The organism is Natrinema salaciae (genome assembly GCF_900110865.1).
Lineage (GTDB): Archaea > Halobacteriota > Halobacteria > Halobacteriales > Natrialbaceae > Natrinema > Natrinema salaciae.
In genome coordinates, this window is record NZ_FOFD01000003.1 from 130,731 (window position 1) to 145,078 (window position 14,348).

The window sequence follows — 14,348 nt, forward strand, 5'->3', positions numbered from 1 at the left end:
TTTTTCTCCACCGGACGACCGTCACCGGATATGAACGGACACGCGATCCGACTGATACTCATCGCAGCTCTCGTCGCTGTCGCCGGCTGTGCCGGCGGTATGGGCGGCGATCCGGGTACCGATTCGACGACCGACGACGACGCTGTGACGGACTCGAGCGACGGCGTGGGGACGGCCGCGTTCTACGTCAGCGACGAGCCCAACGTGATCGACGACTTCGAACACCTCAACGTGACGATCACGAAGGTCGGCTTCAAGAAAGCCGGCGATGGCGGGGGTGGCGACTCGGACGGGGCTGACGAAGACGACACGAACGAAACCGACGACGAATCGACCAACGAGACGGCCGACGACGGTGAATCAACCAACGAACCCGTCGAAGAGCCAGACGGCAACGAATCGGAAGCGGAAGACGAGGAAGCGGGTGGAGACGATGACGGCGACGCGAGCGACGGAGGATGGGTCGAACACGACGTTGACAACCGGACGGTCGACCTCACCGAGCTAAAAGGCGCGAACGCGTCCATGATCGACGAGTTCGACCTTCCGGCCGGCGACTACGAGAAAGTCTTTATTTACGTCAGCGACACCGAAGGGATCTTGGCCGACGGGACCGAGACGACGGTGAAACTGCCGAGTAACAAACTCCAGATCAATTCGAAATTTACCGTCGGAAACGGCGAGCGGGTCGACTTCGTCTACGACATCGCACCCCACAAGGCCGGCAAGAGCGGGAAGTACATCCTCAAGCCGGTGATCAGCCAGAGCGGAACGGGCGACGACGTGGAGATCCGCGATATCGACGAGAAGACCGACGACGAAAGCGACGGAGACGGTGAAGGCGACGGCAGCGACGAGGCGAAGAACGGAAGCGAGGCGCAGCGGGACGGCGACAAATCGGGACAGCAAAACTGACCAACCCGCACCGTTTTCGCGGCCGCTGTGACGGGAACGTTCGACGACTCCCACCCCGGACGAACATCGTTCTACGTGGACAGGCGTTCGGTTTTCGGTACAACGGAAGCGACACGCTCGACTGTGGAATCTAACGTCGCGGCCTCGATCGATCTCGCATCGAAAGCAGTAATCCACAAAGGCGACCGGTCCGTACGGTTTCGTATGAGTCGAACGATTACCGTCGAAGGCATGTCGTGTGAGCACTGCGAGCAGACCGTCGAGGACGCGCTCGAGGACGTCTCGGGCGTGCAGTCTGTCGACGCCGATCACGACGCGAACCGTGTGTCCGTCGAAGGCGATGCGGAGACCGCGGCTCTCGTCGACGCGGTCGACGAGGCCGGCTACGACGCGAGCGCCTGATCGGGCACGAACCGGGAGCGAGGGACCGTTCACCGGCGGAAGCCACCACAGATAGATACCGCGTTCCGAACGGTGCGTGCAGTCGGAACGTTCCAGTTTTTCACACGACGGTATTCAGCGACAGTCACGTGAGAGCGGTCGTGCAGGGACGGTCGACCCACAGGATAACCGCCACACCTCGACGTCCGTTCGCCGGGATGGAAAGACAGTTGCCCCGCCGCCCCGAAGAGCCGGCAAATGCGAATCGCCGTTCCTAACAAGGGCCGCCTGCACGAGCCGACGATCGACCTCCTCGAGCGGGCGGGGCTCCACCTCGAGAACGGTGCCGATCGAAAGCTCTACGCCGATACCGTCGACCCGGAAGTGACGGTCCTGTTCGCCCGCGCGGCCGACATCCCGGAGTACGTCTCCGACGGAGCGGCCGACCTCGGTATTACGGGCTTCGATCAGGTCCGGGAGGCCCGGGTGGACGACGTCGCCGAGCTCCTCGACCTCGAGTTCGGGCGCTGTCGGCTCGTCCTCGCGGCGCCCGAAGACGGCGACATCGACGCCGTCGAGGACTTGACCGGGGCGACGATCGCCACCGAGTTTCCGAACGTCACCACGGATTTCTTCGCGGACACTAGTGTCGATCCCGACATCGTCGAGGTGTCGGGGGCGACGGAGCTCACCCCACACGTCGAGATGGCCGACGCGATCGTCGACATCACGAGCACCGGAACCACGCTGAAGATGAACCGGCTGGCCGTCGTCGAAGAGGTGCTCGCGAGTTCCGTCCGACTGTTCGGTCGCGAGGACGTCCTCGACGACCCCAAGGTCGACGAGGTCCGGACCGCGCTCTCCTCGGTCAAACGCGCCGAGGGCAAACGCTACCTGATGATGAACGTTCCGCGGGACCGACTCGACGACGTCCGCGAGGTCATTCCGGGGCTCGGCGGGCCGACGATCATGGACATCGCCGACGGCAGCGACGGCGAGGCGATGGTCGCCGTCCACGCCGTCGTCAACGAGCGGGACGTCTTCGAGACGATTACGGACGTGAAAAACGCCGGGGCGAGCGATATTTTAGTGACCGAGATCGAGCGGCTCGTCGAGTAGTCGCGAGCGGGCTACCCGAGTCGGGCGGCGATCGGCCGCTCGAGCGATTCGAACTCGAGGAGGGATTCGAACGCGGCGCAGTTGACAGCCGGGCCGACGAGGCTCAGCGCGCGGTCGAAGCGGACGATATCGTGTTCCGCGAGCAGCGGGAGGTGTGTCTGGCACAGCGAGGTGTGGATCCGCTGGCGCAGCTGATGGATCGTCGTCCCGACCGTCGGATCGTGTTCGGCGTCGGCGAGTCGCCCGACCAGCGTGCGAACCGAAACCGGATCGTCGGCCGCGAGGACGCAGCGGAGCACTTCGCGTCGGCGGTCGTTGTCCAGCATGTCGCGGACGGTCTCGCGCGGGAGCGGCCGGCGCCCGATCGCACCGTCGTTACCGAGGTGAAACCGATCCGAGGTGGGCGCCGATCGTTCTGGATGGATCGTCATGGGCACGTGACAGTCAGCGACGGACACCCGGATAAACGCGAGCGGTCGTTTCGACGAATCGGGATCGATTCAGGCGAATCACGCCCGCTCGGCCGCGTTTGAACGATCGATAATCCGGTGAAAGCGGCGACGATTCGTGTCTCTATCGACGAATCGAACTGCGGCTCGAAGACGAAGCACAGTATTGAGTCGAGTAAGCCGATACTACCGGCGGCTGCCCGCGCCGATAGCCGAGGTCGATCACTGACCACACGCCTGTCGGCGGGCGAGGCAGTGGCGGCGAGTCGGTGAAACGAAAACGGACGGCGTTACTCGAGCAGGCCGAGGTCCTCGAGCCTGGAGACGATCTTGTCGACGGCGTGCTCGGCGTCTTCGGGCTTCTTCCCGCCGGTAATAACGAGTTTCCCGGAGCCGAAGAGCAGGGCGACGACCTCCGGTTCGTCGAGCCGATAGACGAGGCCGGGGAACTGCTCGGGCTCGTACTCGATGTTCTCGAGGCCGAGGCCGATGGCGATCGCGTTCAGGTTGAGGTTGCGGCCCAGATCGGCCGAGGTGACGATATTCTGGACGACGATCTCGGGGTCCTCGTTGACCTGGATCTGGAGTTCGCGGAGCTTGTCGAAGACGATGCGCAGGCTCTCGTGAACGTCGTCGGTGCTCTTCGCGCCGGTACAGACGATCTTCCCCGATCGGAAGATCAGGGCGGCGGATTTTGGATTCTGGGTGCGGTAGACGAGACCGGGGAACTGTTCGGGGTCGTAGTCGGCCCCCTCGAGGTCCATCGCGACACTCTGGAGGTCGAGTTCCTGTCCGATACCGGTCGACGCCACCACGTTTTCGATGTTGATGGTGTCCTTCGGGTCCGTCATTAGTCGCTTAAAAAGACGTATTTAAGGTTTATAAAGGTTAGTACCGCCACCTGATATATCCGGTTTATACGATCCGCGCCGACCCCGGCGACGGCCGGTTTCCGGCGCGTGACGGGCCGCAGGTGTGATATTTGGTATCGGATCTGACCGCCCGGTTCGCGGAAAGCGGTAGGCTCATGGCCGCCCCGAAGCGATCATCGACCGTGTATCTGCTCGAGTTGGGCGGCGAAGACGACGCGTTCGCGGCCCGGGAGGCGGCCAGTGCGGCGACCGGGATCCGCCGAATCGCCCCCGGGATCGCCGTCGCGAGGGGAATCGTCCCCGAACGCGTCCGCGGTCTCGCCTACACCCACCGCGCGAGCGAACTCCTCGGTCGGGGTGCGGCCGACCTCGAGAGCGCCCGCGCGGTGCTCGAAGCGGCGTCGATCGACCGCGAGGGATCGGTCGCGGTGCGGGCGACGGACGTCCACGGCTCGAGCGGTGTGAGTACCGAGCGGGCCGAGCGCGAACTCGGACAAATCCTGGTCGATCGTGGATTTCCCGTCGATCTCGAGGAGCCGGACCACCTCCTGCGGGTCGTCTTTTCGGCGGGCGTACTCGATGGCGACGCGAGCGGTGACGCGCTCGAGCCCGTCACAGACGACGGAGATGGCGGAGACGGCGGAGACGGCGGAGACGGGCCGGCGGGTGAGCAGGGCTCCGTCTGCGCGCTCGGCTGGCTCGCGGCCGAGAGCGTCCGCGATTTCGGCGCACGCGCACCGACGGACAAGCCGTTCTTCCAGCCGGGCAGCATGGATCCCCTGCTCGCGCGCGCCGTCGCGAACGTCGCGGGCGCTCGAACGGGAGCGACGATTCTGGACCCGATGTGTGGCACCGGCGGCGTGCTCGTCGAGGCCGGGCTCGTCGGGGCGGACGTGATCGGGACCGACGCGCAGGCGAAAATGGCGGCGGGTGCGCGGGAGAACCTGGCGCACTTCCTCGACGCCGAGAATCCCTCGCCGACCGGCGCGAATCGGGGCTCGTGGCACGTCGGCCGTGGCGACGCGACGCGGCTCCCGTTGACGGGCGATGCCGTCGACGGCGTGGTCTTCGACGCGCCCTACGGCCGGCAGTCGAAGATCGACACCCATCGGCTCGAGGACCTCGTTTCGGGTGCGCTCGCCGAAGCCCACCGGGTCGCGCCGCGTGCGGTCGTACTCGCGGATCGGTCCTGGGCGAGCGAGGCACGCGCGGCGGGGTGGGAACTCGAGTCGTCGTTCGAACGCCGAGTGCACCGGTCCCTGACGCGGTACGTGATGGTGCTCGAGCGGCGAACAGCGTAGGGAGAACCCACGGCCGTACGCAGCTCAACCGCCCGTCCAGTTTGGCATCACCCCACGTCGATCCGTTCATATCGAGAGACAATAACGGTAATTTTCCGAGTTATATTCACAGAACAGTATAATTTGGGCGGGAAAGCGGTACTGAAATCGACACTTCGGCAGTCAGTTTTTTCAAGGCAGGGTTACCTCATTCGGTAGCTATCGATTTTTCGAGTTTCATGTGGCAATACACACCGTATTCCGTTCCGCTCGCCGCTGCAGCGATGGTCAGTGCGATCGCGACGGTGCTCGTCTGGCGACAGCGGGACAGCCGCGCGGACGTGTGGGGAGCAGTCGCACAGTGTATGGCCATCCTCTGGGCGCTGGTTCACCTCCTGTCGGTTTCGGGTGACACGCTCGCGTGGCAACGTTACTGGCTGTTGGCCTTTTTTCCCGTCCTCGCGATGACCATCACCAGCATGTTCTGTTTTACCCTCTACTTCACCGGTCGAGACGAGTGGTTTTCCTCCTGGCGAACGCGGTTGCTGTTCTCGTATCCGATCGCAACGGCCGTACTGAGCCTAACCAACGGGATTCACGAACTCGTGATCGTCGATCCGGCTCTCGAGTCACACGGCTCGTACGAAATCCTTCAGTACGGCTGGGGACCGGGATTCTACGCGTTCGCGGCGGTCTCGTACTCGATCGGCGTCGTCTATCTCAGCCTGCTGTTCCTCAAGGGCCTGCGTTCTCGGAACGTATACCGAAATCTCACCTTCCTTATTTTCGCATCGATCGCGTTCTTGACCGTCCTGACGGTGTTCTCGGCCACAAAGAAAAGCCCGTTCCCGCATTTCATCCTGCATACGATCGGCTACCTCTTTATCGGCGTCGTGATGATCGCGGCGACGCTGAGCATGCGATTCATCCAGCAGCTCCCGGTCGATCGGTTCCTCTCGCCGTTCGGCAGTCGATTCGGGAGTCTCGTTCCGCTCGCACGCGATTTCGTTCTCGAAGAAATCGACAACGGCGTCGTCGTTCTCGATACGAACGGCCGGATCGTCGACATCAACACCACGGGAAAGCGCATGATCGGAACCGACCGCGCCGTCGGAAACCACGTGAGCGAGGTCGTCCACCACGATCGGATCGTCGACACCGGCGGCTTGGGAGGAATGCTGGACGGGACCCAACAGCTACACGCAGTGCAAGACGAACTCTGGATCGCGTCGCCGTCGGGAAAACGGTGTTACGAGGTCACGGTCTCGGAGCTTCCCGGCAACGACGGCGTGGCCGCAGGATACGTCGTTCTGCTCCACGACATCACCGACCAGAAACGACGGCAACAGGACCTCGAGCGGCAGAAAGCCGACCTCGAGACGCAGAAGACGAAACTGGAGCACCAGAACGAACAACTCGATCGGTTCGCAGGGATCGTCTCGCACGACCTTCGAAACCCGCTCAACGTCGCAAACGGCTACCTTGCAGACGTTTCGGACCGGACCGGCGACGACGGCGAAACCGTCACCATGGAAGCCACCACGGTCGAACACGTGACGGTATCGCTCGAGCGGATGGGTGACATCATCGACGATGCGCTCGCGCTGGCCAGACAGGGACGAGCGATCACCGAGTTCCAGGACGTGCGGCTGTCGACCGTCGCCCGTGAGGCCTGGACCAACGTCGACACGGGAGACGCGACGCTCGAACTCGATTGCGAGCGATCGATCCAGGCGGACCCGGATCGGCTACTCAACGTGTTCGAGAACCTCTTTCGAAACGCCGTCGAACACGGTTCCGTTGCATCCGAGAGCGAAGACCTCACCATCAGCGTCGGGTTCAGCGCGGACGGCGGCTTCTACGTCGAAGACGACGGAACCGGGATCCCGGCCGACCGGCGAAGCGATATTTTCGACCGCGGCTACACGACGAGCGAGGTCGGGACCGGCTTCGGGCTGACGATCGTGCGCGATATCGCCAGAGCCCACGGCTGGGAGGTCGCCGTGACCGACGGAGAAACGGGCGGAACGCGGTTCGAGTTCACCGGCCTCGAGGCGGCTCGCTCGGATGCGTAGTCCGAAATTTCCGCTGCGACCAGCAGCGTCGCCCCGATCTTCGGCGAGATCGCTCCACGTGTTACGGACTGGTGGCCGCCATCGTCGTCGGCGTGGCGTACCGACCGCTCAGAGACGCAGCCGGGGTCGGGGAACGTGTGCGGACGATCAGTGAGGTTGGCGTCCTGTGTCTCTGGCTCGGCTACCGCGTTTATACTCTCCGGAACGAGAGCTCGAACCAACGGGACGTGGTTCGACCGCAAGCTGCTGGTCTCGGTCGTCGCTGGAGCCCTGTTCGGAGTCGCGCTGCTCGGTTCACCGTCTGTCTCACCGCCGCCCCGTGTGTTCGGCGCTGTTCTCGTGGCCGTCGGGATCGTCATCGACGGACTCGGCGTAACCGGGTTCGGAACGGACGATCGGCTTGGGGCTATCGACACCGGCGTGAGGTGTCTCGTCGTCGGTTCCCTCTGGGCGTCAGTCCGGACGAGCTAGCCGCGCTCGAGTGCGTTCTCCCGGCCTCCATCCGCGTGAGAAATCAGTGCGGTCCGCCACCCGTTGCGACGACGATTCAGGCGTCCCGGCCCAGTTCAGCCAGTAGATGCGAGAGGTGAATTCGGTCGCTCGTGCCCTCGTGCAGCTCGAAGTCGATGTCCGCGGCGAGCCGGTGAAGACGAGCGAGCCGCCGGCCCTGATAGCGCTTGCGAGCGATGCGGAGGATCTCGTCGAGCACCTCCCCGCCATCCAACCCCTCGTCGACGAGGAGGTCGTCCAGCGTCGATCGGGCGTCGGTAAACTCGCCGGCTTCGGCGTCGTCTAACATCGACTCGATCTCGTCGTCGAGGCCGACCTCGCCGAGGGTGTCGTAGGCCGCGCTCATCGTGAGTTCGCCCTCGTCCTCGACGGTCGTCTGGGCCGCCAGGATCGCCTGCCGGAGGTTGCCGTTCGCGTAGCCCGCGACGAACTCGAGGCCGTCGGCGTCGTAGTCGACGCCCTCGGCCTCGACGATCCGCTCGAGGACGGTCACGATCTCCTCGCTGGTCGGCGAGGGGAAGGAGACGGGGAAACACCGCGAGCGGATCGGCGGGATGAGTTTGGTCGGTTGCCGCGTGGCGACGAGAAACTGGGTCGTCCGGTGGTGTTGTTCCATGATCCGCCGCAGCGCCTGCTGGAAGTCCTCGCGAACGTCCTCGGCGTTGTCGAGCAGTATCGTCGTGTACCCGCCCGAAACGGGCGCGTAGCTCGCGGACTCCTTGAGGACGTGGTTGATCATGTCACGCTTGGACATCGACGAGCGGCCGACGAGGAAGTGCTCGAACCGGGGGTCGTTCTTGATCTCCGTCTTGGTCCGACTGAAGAAGTCGGCGACGTTGATCTCGACGAAGTCGTTGTCCGGATCCGCGTGCGCCTCGCGAGCCAACGCGCGCGCCGCCGCCGTCTTCCCGCTTCCCGGCGGCCCCTGCAGGAGGAGGTTGATCGGCTCCTCGACGGCCCGCTGTAAGTACTCGCGAGCGTCGTCCTGTGGCAACTCGGCCAGCTCCGGGGCGTGGGTTTCGGTCCACAGCGGCGCGTCCATCGCCAGCGAGTAGGTGCGGGCCGGGTAAGAATCGGTCGGTTACTCGCCGCCGGACTCGTTTCCGCCGCCGCCGTCGCCCGCGTCCGCGAGCGTGAACGTCGTTTCCACCGGCTCGCCGTCGCGTTCGATCGGCGACGCCGTCTCGGCGTCCGCCGGATCGCCGGCGTAGAGGGCCGCCGTCAGCTCGGCGTCCGCACCGACGTCGGCGTCGGCCGCGAGATCGACGGTGACGTTCTCGTGTTCGCCGGGCTCGAGTTCGCCGCTGGTTCCGATCACCGATCCGTTCTGCTCGACGGCGACGAATCCCCGCTCGGGAATCGCGGCGGCGACCGTCACGCGCTCCGCGCCGGCCTCGGTCACCGAAACGCTCGGATCGGTGTGGAACTCGAGGTCGATCGCCGCGACCGCACCGTCGCCGTCGGTGTAGACGCCGATCGTCCGATTACCGGGCGGCGCGCCGCTCGTGTCCGTCTCGAAGGACACGGTCCGGGACTCGCCGCCCTCGAGTTCCAGCACCTGCCGCTCGAAGACGGCCCCGTCGATGCGGACCGTCACCGACTGCTGGGTCTGGAACTCCGTCGGATTGCGGATCGTCGCGTTCACCCGTATCGTCTCGTTGGTCGTCGCCGTCTCCGGTGCGTCGATCGATTCGACGGCGAACGAATCGCTCAGAGCGTCCTCCTCGGTCGTCGTCACCGTCGCGGTGTCGCTCACCGGGAACCCGTCCTCGAGGTACGGACGGTCCTCCTCGCCGTCGGTCTCGCCGTAGGCGAAGCCGTCCTCGTCCGCGGTGTCCTGGTGGACGGTCGCGGTCAGCTGCCCGACGAGTTCGCGAGTCGAGTCGTCCTCGCGCTCGACGGTCACGTTCTCGTGGGTCCCCGCCTCGAGACGCTCGGAGACGGCCAGCGGTTCGTCACCGCCGTCGGTGATGACGACGTAGCCGCCGTCGGAGAGGGAGACGTCTCGAATCGTGACGTTGGTCCCGTCGCCCTGCTGGTCTTCGAACGTGATCGAGGCTTCGGGGTCCTCGTCGACCCCGAAGATCGCCGGGGCCTGGCCGACGACGATGCCGGCGGCGAGCACGATCACGATCGCGATCAGGATCGCGACGATCCGCTTGAGCGTGCCGAACGTCAATCTCGAACTCATTGGGGGGGTGCGTCGTCACCGGATTCGTGCTCGATAGACGTAAAACGCGCAGTCCGTTCGCAGATTGCGGACCGTTCCGGGACGCTTTACGCGAATAGTCGGCGGTTACGACAGGTCACGCGCCCCGTTTATCGTCCGAGACGGACGGTGGGTCGAACTGAACGACGCCTGCGACGGGGATCGGTGGTGTTCCCGCCCTCGATTTCGCTGTGGGGAACGGGCCGCTCGAGACGCCGCGGCGACCGGCACTGGACGGCAGTCGCGACGATTCCCACGCGCTGGGTCCGGGACCGAGCCCGTCACACCGACCTCGAGCGATTCGAAGCCGGTTTAGTCGCGGCCCGCGGAGGCTTCATCGATGCCACTGCGCGTGACGTTTCTGGGGACGGCCGGGGCGATTCCGACGACGGAGCGGAATCCGAGCAGCATCTTCGTCGCACGCGACGGCGAGGGACTGCTGTTCGACGCCGGCGAGGGAACCCAGCGGCAGATGATGCGGTTCGGGACGGGCTTTTCCGTCTCGCAGCTGTTCGTCACGCACCTCCACGGCGACCACGTCTTCGGAATTCCGGGCCTACTCCAGACGATGGCCTTCAACGACCGCGCGGAGCCGCTGACGATCCACGCCCCCCACGATACGCGCCGCCAGCTGAAGGGACTGGTGAACGCCCTCGGAAACCGACCGTCGTTTCCCGTGCGAATCAACGAGGTCGGCGACGGAACCGTCGCCTACCGCGCCGACGACTACGAAGTCCGCGCGTTCGCGACCGACCACGACACCCGTTCGGTCGGCTACGCACTCGTCGAGGACGACCGCAAGGGACGGTTCGACCGCGAGCGGGCGGAGGAACTCGGCGTCCCCGTCGGGCCGAAGTTCTCGCGGCTCCACGAGGGCGAGTCCGTCGAACTCGAGGACGGCACCGTCGTCGATCCTGAGCAGGTCGTCGGCGAACCCCGACCAGGCCGGACGATCGTCTACACCGGTGACACGCGCCCCGCGGAGGCGACGATCGAGGCCGCCGAGGACCCCGACCTGCTGATTCACGACGCGACGTTCGCCGACGACCGCGCCGAGCGCGCCGCCGACACCGCCCATTCGACGGCCCGCCAGGCCGCCGAGATCGCGAACCGGGCCGGCGCGGACCGACTCGCGCTGATGCATCTCTCCTCGCGCTACGCCGGACACACCGCGGCACACGAGGAAGAGGCCGCGGACGTGTTCGACGGCGAGACGTTCGTTCCCGACGACGGCCAAGAACTCGAGATTCCGTACCCGGACGGCTGATCGGCGTTCGCGACTCGGTCTCGGCCCCGGTTCGACTGCAACCGTCGCCCCGAAACGCGGCCGTCGCGTTGCGTGCTCGGCAGTACTACCGATCGATTCAGATCTGCCGGAGCAGCTCGAGGACGTCCGTGAACCCGATCCGACCATTTTCGTCGAAATCGAACGCATCGGGGTTGTCCTGCACGCCGTCGGTCTCGAGGTGGTCGTAGAAGGCGTCGACGTCGGCGTGGGTCGTCTGGCCGTCGCCGTCGACGTCGTCGTAGAGCCCGTCACCGTCGGGATCTGTCGGCCGCTCGCCGTCGATCGCTGGTGGCCGCTTGCCGTCCGCGCCCGACGCGGTTCCCGGGACATCGACGGCTCCAACGTCGTCGCTACGGGACGGGTCGATACCGACCAGCTCGTCGAAGGTGGCCACACAGCGGGTTCCGCTCGCGTGGCTGGTGACGGCCAGTCCGACCCGAACGCTGCTCGAGAACGACAGCGGGAACTCGGCCAGAAGCTGCCAGCGCTCGCCGTCGGCGGACGTGTATGCCCGAACCGTGTTGCCCGAGCGGACGAGCCGTTGCCAGGCGTGGTCGGTCGTCCCGCCGGCGACCTCGCTTTCGCCCGCGGCACCCGAGGTCAGGCTCACCGTTTCGCCGCCGGCTGTCGGTCGCCACTGTACCGACGTCGCCGACGGCGTCCGCCGAATCATCGCGTTTTTCGCGCCGGCGTCCATCGAGCCGCGGATCATGAGGCCGGCTTTCGCGTATTCGTCCGTGTTCTCGACGTCGTCGACCCTGACGGAGAGATCGAAATCACCGGTCACGCTCGTCGAATAGTAGTGGAACGCGTCGGCGGACCCCCAGATGTCCGCGCCGGCACCCTCGACCGTGTACGGGCCGGAACCCCCGGTCCGCGGGGCGACCGGTTCGAGTCGCCAGCGCTGATCGTCGCTCTCGTTCCATTCCCACTGCACGGCGTTTGCTCCGTCGGCGACGCTGCCGCCGGCCACGCCGAGGACGAGGCCGGAGTGGCTGGCGACGAGGCGATACGCGCCGTCGTCGAGCGGATCGAGGACCCACCGTTGGTTGTCGTTCCCGTTCACCGTCCACTGCCGGACGTTCGCGCCGTTGTCGGTCGACGCCTCCGCGACTTCCAGTGCCTTCCCCGAACTGGCGGCGACGATCTCGTACGCGCCCTCGCCGACGTAGCGAAGGTCCCATCGCTGGTGCGTCGCGTCCTCGTCCGCGCCCTGTTGGACGGTGGTTCCATCCGATTCGTCGCCGCCGGCGACTTCGAGGACGTGGCCGGAGTTGGCGTTGACGAGCCGGTACGTGTCGGCCGGCACGTTCGCGGCGTCCGGCAGGCCGATGATATCGGTCGGGTCGTCGACCGGTCCGTCGGGACCGACCGGTTCGATGTCCGGTGTCGGCGGTTCGTCCATGCTCGAGCCGATGTAGAAACTCGGGTGGGGTGGCTGGTTGTATCCGACGTTCTGCCAGGCGATCGCCGTCCGGTACTGCGAGTCGTGCATCAGCGTGTACAGCCGATGGTCGGTCTCGTACGGCGTCACGAACAGCCGGAGAGCCTCGTCGTCGTCGCGCCGCCAGATCACCTCCTCGCGCCAGTCGCCGAGGATGTCGGCGGTCAGACACGGGTTCCCCTTCGTCCCGTTGTTCGAGCGCGTTCCCGGAAACGCCTCGAGTTCGGTGGTCGACCGGCTGTCGGGGTCCCACTTGTGGAGCGTGGGGCCGTCCCAGTCGTCCACCAGTTCGCGCTGTAAGTCGCCCGTCCACCACGCGAGGTGGTTGATCGACCAGGGGGCATCGCCGATCCGCTCGCCGCCGGTGGTGCGGAGGCCGACGCCGTTGGACGCCCAGGCCTCGACGCCCCGATGGTTCGGATCGATGTTGGCGGCGACGCCGCGGCCGACGTCGCCCGCAGCGTCGACGGTCCAGAGCGGCTCGCCGGTCTCGCCGTCCCGCATCGTCGCGCCGTGGGGCCCCGACTCGTGGGGCTGGAATATCTCGAGGCCGTCGCGGTCGGGCAGGAAGTCCCCGCAGTGGAGGGCGTCGCCGTGGTGCCACCCGGTCGTGTGCAGGCCCGTGCCGTCGTGATCCAGGGCCATCGCGCCGTAGACGATCTCGTCGCGGCCGTCGCCGTCGAGATCGGCGATGCCGAGCTGGTGGTTGCCCTGTCCGGCGTAGTCGCCGTTGCCCGGCTCGTCGCTGTCGAAGGTCCACCGCTCGGTGAGGTCGCCGTCGCGGTAGTCGTAGGCGGTGACCATCGTTTTCTCGTAGTAGCCGCGGCCTACGACGATGCTCGGTCGCTCGCCGTCGAGGTACGCCACGCCCGCGAGGAAGCGATCCACGCGGTTTCCGTAGCAGTCACCCCACTGGCAGGGGTCACCCCGGGCAGGCCGGAAGTCGGTCGTCACCAGTTCCTCGCCGGTCGTTCCGTCGAAGACCGTGAGATACTCCGGTCCGTCCAGAACGTATCCGTCGTCGTTCCGCCAGTCGGCGTCCGGGTCGCCGATGACGTTCCCGGCGGCGTCGACGGTGCCGTCGGCCGTTCGGACGACGAACTCCGCGATGCCGTCCCCGTCGAAGTCGTAGACGAGAAACGGTGCGTAGTGTGCGCCCGCCCGGACGTTGATCCCCAGATCGATGCGCCAGAGCGGCTCGCCCTCGAGCGTGTACGCGTCGAAGATGTGTGGGTCCGTCCGTCCGCTCTGCGAGTTGTCCTTCGCGTTGTCCGGCGACCACTTCACGACGATATCGTAGCTGCCGTCGCCCGTCAGGTCGCCGACGCTCGCGTCGTTCGGGTGATAGTTGTCACCGGGCCTGTCCAGCGGGATGTCCAGGTAATTGTCCTCCCAGACGCCGACCGACTTCGATTCCTCCCGTTCGGTGCCGTCGACCACCGGGCGGATCGTGTACGTCGAATCGGTCGTCCCGTCCGGATCGACGTAGTTCGTCCCGTCCGTGATCGGAGAGTCGTTCGCCCGCGTTCCATCTCGATAGAGGTTGAAAGCGACGTCGTCGGGATCGGTCCCGAACAGCCGCCAGCGGACGAGAACACCGTCATCGACGGCGACGGCGACCAATCCCCGGTCGAGCGCTTCCATCTGGCGAGTCAACCCGTCACCGGGTGCCGCCTTGGCCTGCGGACCTGCCGCGGCGACGACGGCGCTCGATGCCAATCCGCCAAGGAACATCCGTCGGTGCATGCCTCGCCCCCGCGATGGGGTTCCGATCGCCTCGTCGCGTTCGTCTCTCTCCTCGGTCAT

General features: G+C 65.9%; 11 protein-coding genes. 6 read left to right on the top strand and 5 right to left on the bottom strand.

Annotated features, from left to right (window positions below; genetic code table 11):
* The first annotated feature begins 30 nt into the window (after positions 1–30).
* From BMX07_RS10115 to hisG, 3 genes are all read left to right on the top strand, one after another.
* Positions 31–915: a DUF4382 domain-containing protein gene (locus BMX07_RS10115; RefSeq protein WP_090617411.1), complete on the top strand. Its 885-nt coding sequence runs from the start codon at positions 31–33 to the stop codon at positions 913–915.
* Between the two features lie 204 nt (positions 916–1,119).
* The gene (locus BMX07_RS10120; protein WP_090617415.1) at positions 1,120–1,317 is read left to right on the top strand and encodes a heavy-metal-associated domain-containing protein; all 198 of its coding nucleotides are present in this window, start codon (positions 1,120–1,122) and stop codon (positions 1,315–1,317) included.
* A 237-nt stretch (positions 1,318–1,554) separates the two neighbouring features.
* Positions 1,555–2,415, top strand: a complete 861-nt coding sequence (gene hisG, locus BMX07_RS10125) for an ATP phosphoribosyltransferase (protein ID WP_090617417.1) — start codon at positions 1,555–1,557, stop codon at positions 2,413–2,415.
* Positions 2,416–2,426: 11 nt separating this feature from the next.
* On the opposite strand, the gene BMX07_RS10130 is transcribed toward hisG, so the two are convergent.
* Both BMX07_RS10130 and BMX07_RS10135 read right to left on the bottom strand, forming a co-directional pair.
* Entirely contained in the window at positions 2,427–2,846 is a 420-nt protein-coding gene (locus BMX07_RS10130; protein WP_090617419.1) for a DUF7344 domain-containing protein, read from the bottom strand.
* Between the two features lie 308 nt (positions 2,847–3,154).
* Positions 3,155–3,715, bottom strand: coding sequence for a TATA-box-binding protein (locus tag BMX07_RS10135; RefSeq protein WP_006671604.1), 561 nt, complete (start codon positions 3,713–3,715; stop codon positions 3,155–3,157).
* A gap of 203 nt (positions 3,716–3,918) precedes the next feature.
* On the opposite strand from BMX07_RS10135, the gene BMX07_RS10140 reads away from it, so the two are divergent.
* Both BMX07_RS10140 and BMX07_RS10145 read left to right on the top strand, forming a co-directional pair.
* A complete protein-coding gene (locus BMX07_RS10140; protein WP_245742090.1) occupies positions 3,919–5,037 on the top strand; it encodes a TIGR01177 family methyltransferase in 1,119 nt (372 codons plus the stop codon).
* A gap of 218 nt (positions 5,038–5,255) precedes the next feature.
* Positions 5,256–7,091 carry a histidine kinase N-terminal 7TM domain-containing protein gene (locus tag BMX07_RS10145; protein ID WP_090617422.1) on the top strand — a complete coding sequence of 612 codons (1,836 nt, stop codon included), beginning with the start codon at positions 5,256–5,258 and terminating at the stop codon, positions 7,089–7,091.
* A 547-nt stretch (positions 7,092–7,638) separates the two neighbouring features.
* On the opposite strand, the gene BMX07_RS10150 is transcribed toward BMX07_RS10145, so the two are convergent.
* Positions 7,639–8,643 carry an AAA family ATPase gene (locus BMX07_RS10150; RefSeq protein WP_090617423.1) on the bottom strand — a complete coding sequence of 335 codons (1,005 nt, stop codon included), beginning with the start codon at positions 8,641–8,643 and terminating at the stop codon, positions 7,639–7,641.
* A 39-nt stretch (positions 8,644–8,682) separates the two neighbouring features.
* Entirely contained in the window at positions 8,683–9,792 is a 1,110-nt protein-coding gene (locus BMX07_RS10155; RefSeq protein WP_090617425.1) for a DUF7282 domain-containing protein, read from the bottom strand.
* Positions 9,793–10,150: 358 nt separating this feature from the next.
* Between BMX07_RS10155 and rnz the strand changes: the two genes are divergently transcribed.
* Positions 10,151–11,077, top strand: a complete 927-nt coding sequence (gene rnz, locus BMX07_RS10160; RefSeq protein WP_090617427.1) for a ribonuclease Z — start codon at positions 10,151–10,153, stop codon at positions 11,075–11,077.
* 97 nt (positions 11,078–11,174) lie between these two features.
* Here the strand turns inward: rnz and BMX07_RS10165 are convergent, their stop codons facing one another.
* The gene (locus BMX07_RS10165) at positions 11,175–14,186 is read right to left on the bottom strand and encodes a rhamnogalacturonan lyase family protein (protein WP_245742115.1); all 3,012 of its coding nucleotides are present in this window, start codon (positions 14,184–14,186) and stop codon (positions 11,175–11,177) included.
* Positions 14,187–14,348 lie beyond the last annotated feature (162 nt).

Coding starts and splice junctions, on each gene's coding strand:
- BMX07_RS10115 (WP_090617411.1), top strand. CDS start 31: ATGAACGGACACGCGATCCGACTGATACTCATCGCAGCTCTCGTCGCT.
- BMX07_RS10130 (WP_090617419.1), bottom strand. CDS start 2,846: ATGACGATCCATCCAGAACGATCGGCGCCCACCTCGGATCGGTTTCAC.
- BMX07_RS10155 (WP_090617425.1), bottom strand. CDS start 9,792: ATGAGTTCGAGATTGACGTTCGGCACGCTCAAGCGGATCGTCGCGATC.
- hisG (WP_090617417.1), top strand. CDS start 1,555: ATGCGAATCGCCGTTCCTAACAAGGGCCGCCTGCACGAGCCGACGATC.
- BMX07_RS10165 (WP_245742115.1), bottom strand. CDS start 14,186: ATGGAAGCGCTCGACCGGGGATTGGTCGCCGTCGCCGTCGATGACGGT.
- BMX07_RS10120 (WP_090617415.1), top strand. CDS start 1,120: ATGAGTCGAACGATTACCGTCGAAGGCATGTCGTGTGAGCACTGCGAG.
- BMX07_RS10145 (WP_090617422.1), top strand. CDS start 5,256: ATGTGGCAATACACACCGTATTCCGTTCCGCTCGCCGCTGCAGCGATG.
- BMX07_RS10150 (WP_090617423.1), bottom strand. CDS start 8,643: ATGGACGCGCCGCTGTGGACCGAAACCCACGCCCCGGAGCTGGCCGAG.
- rnz (WP_090617427.1), top strand. CDS start 10,151: ATGCCACTGCGCGTGACGTTTCTGGGGACGGCCGGGGCGATTCCGACG.
- BMX07_RS10135 (WP_006671604.1), bottom strand. CDS start 3,715: ATGACGGACCCGAAGGACACCATCAACATCGAAAACGTGGTGGCGTCG.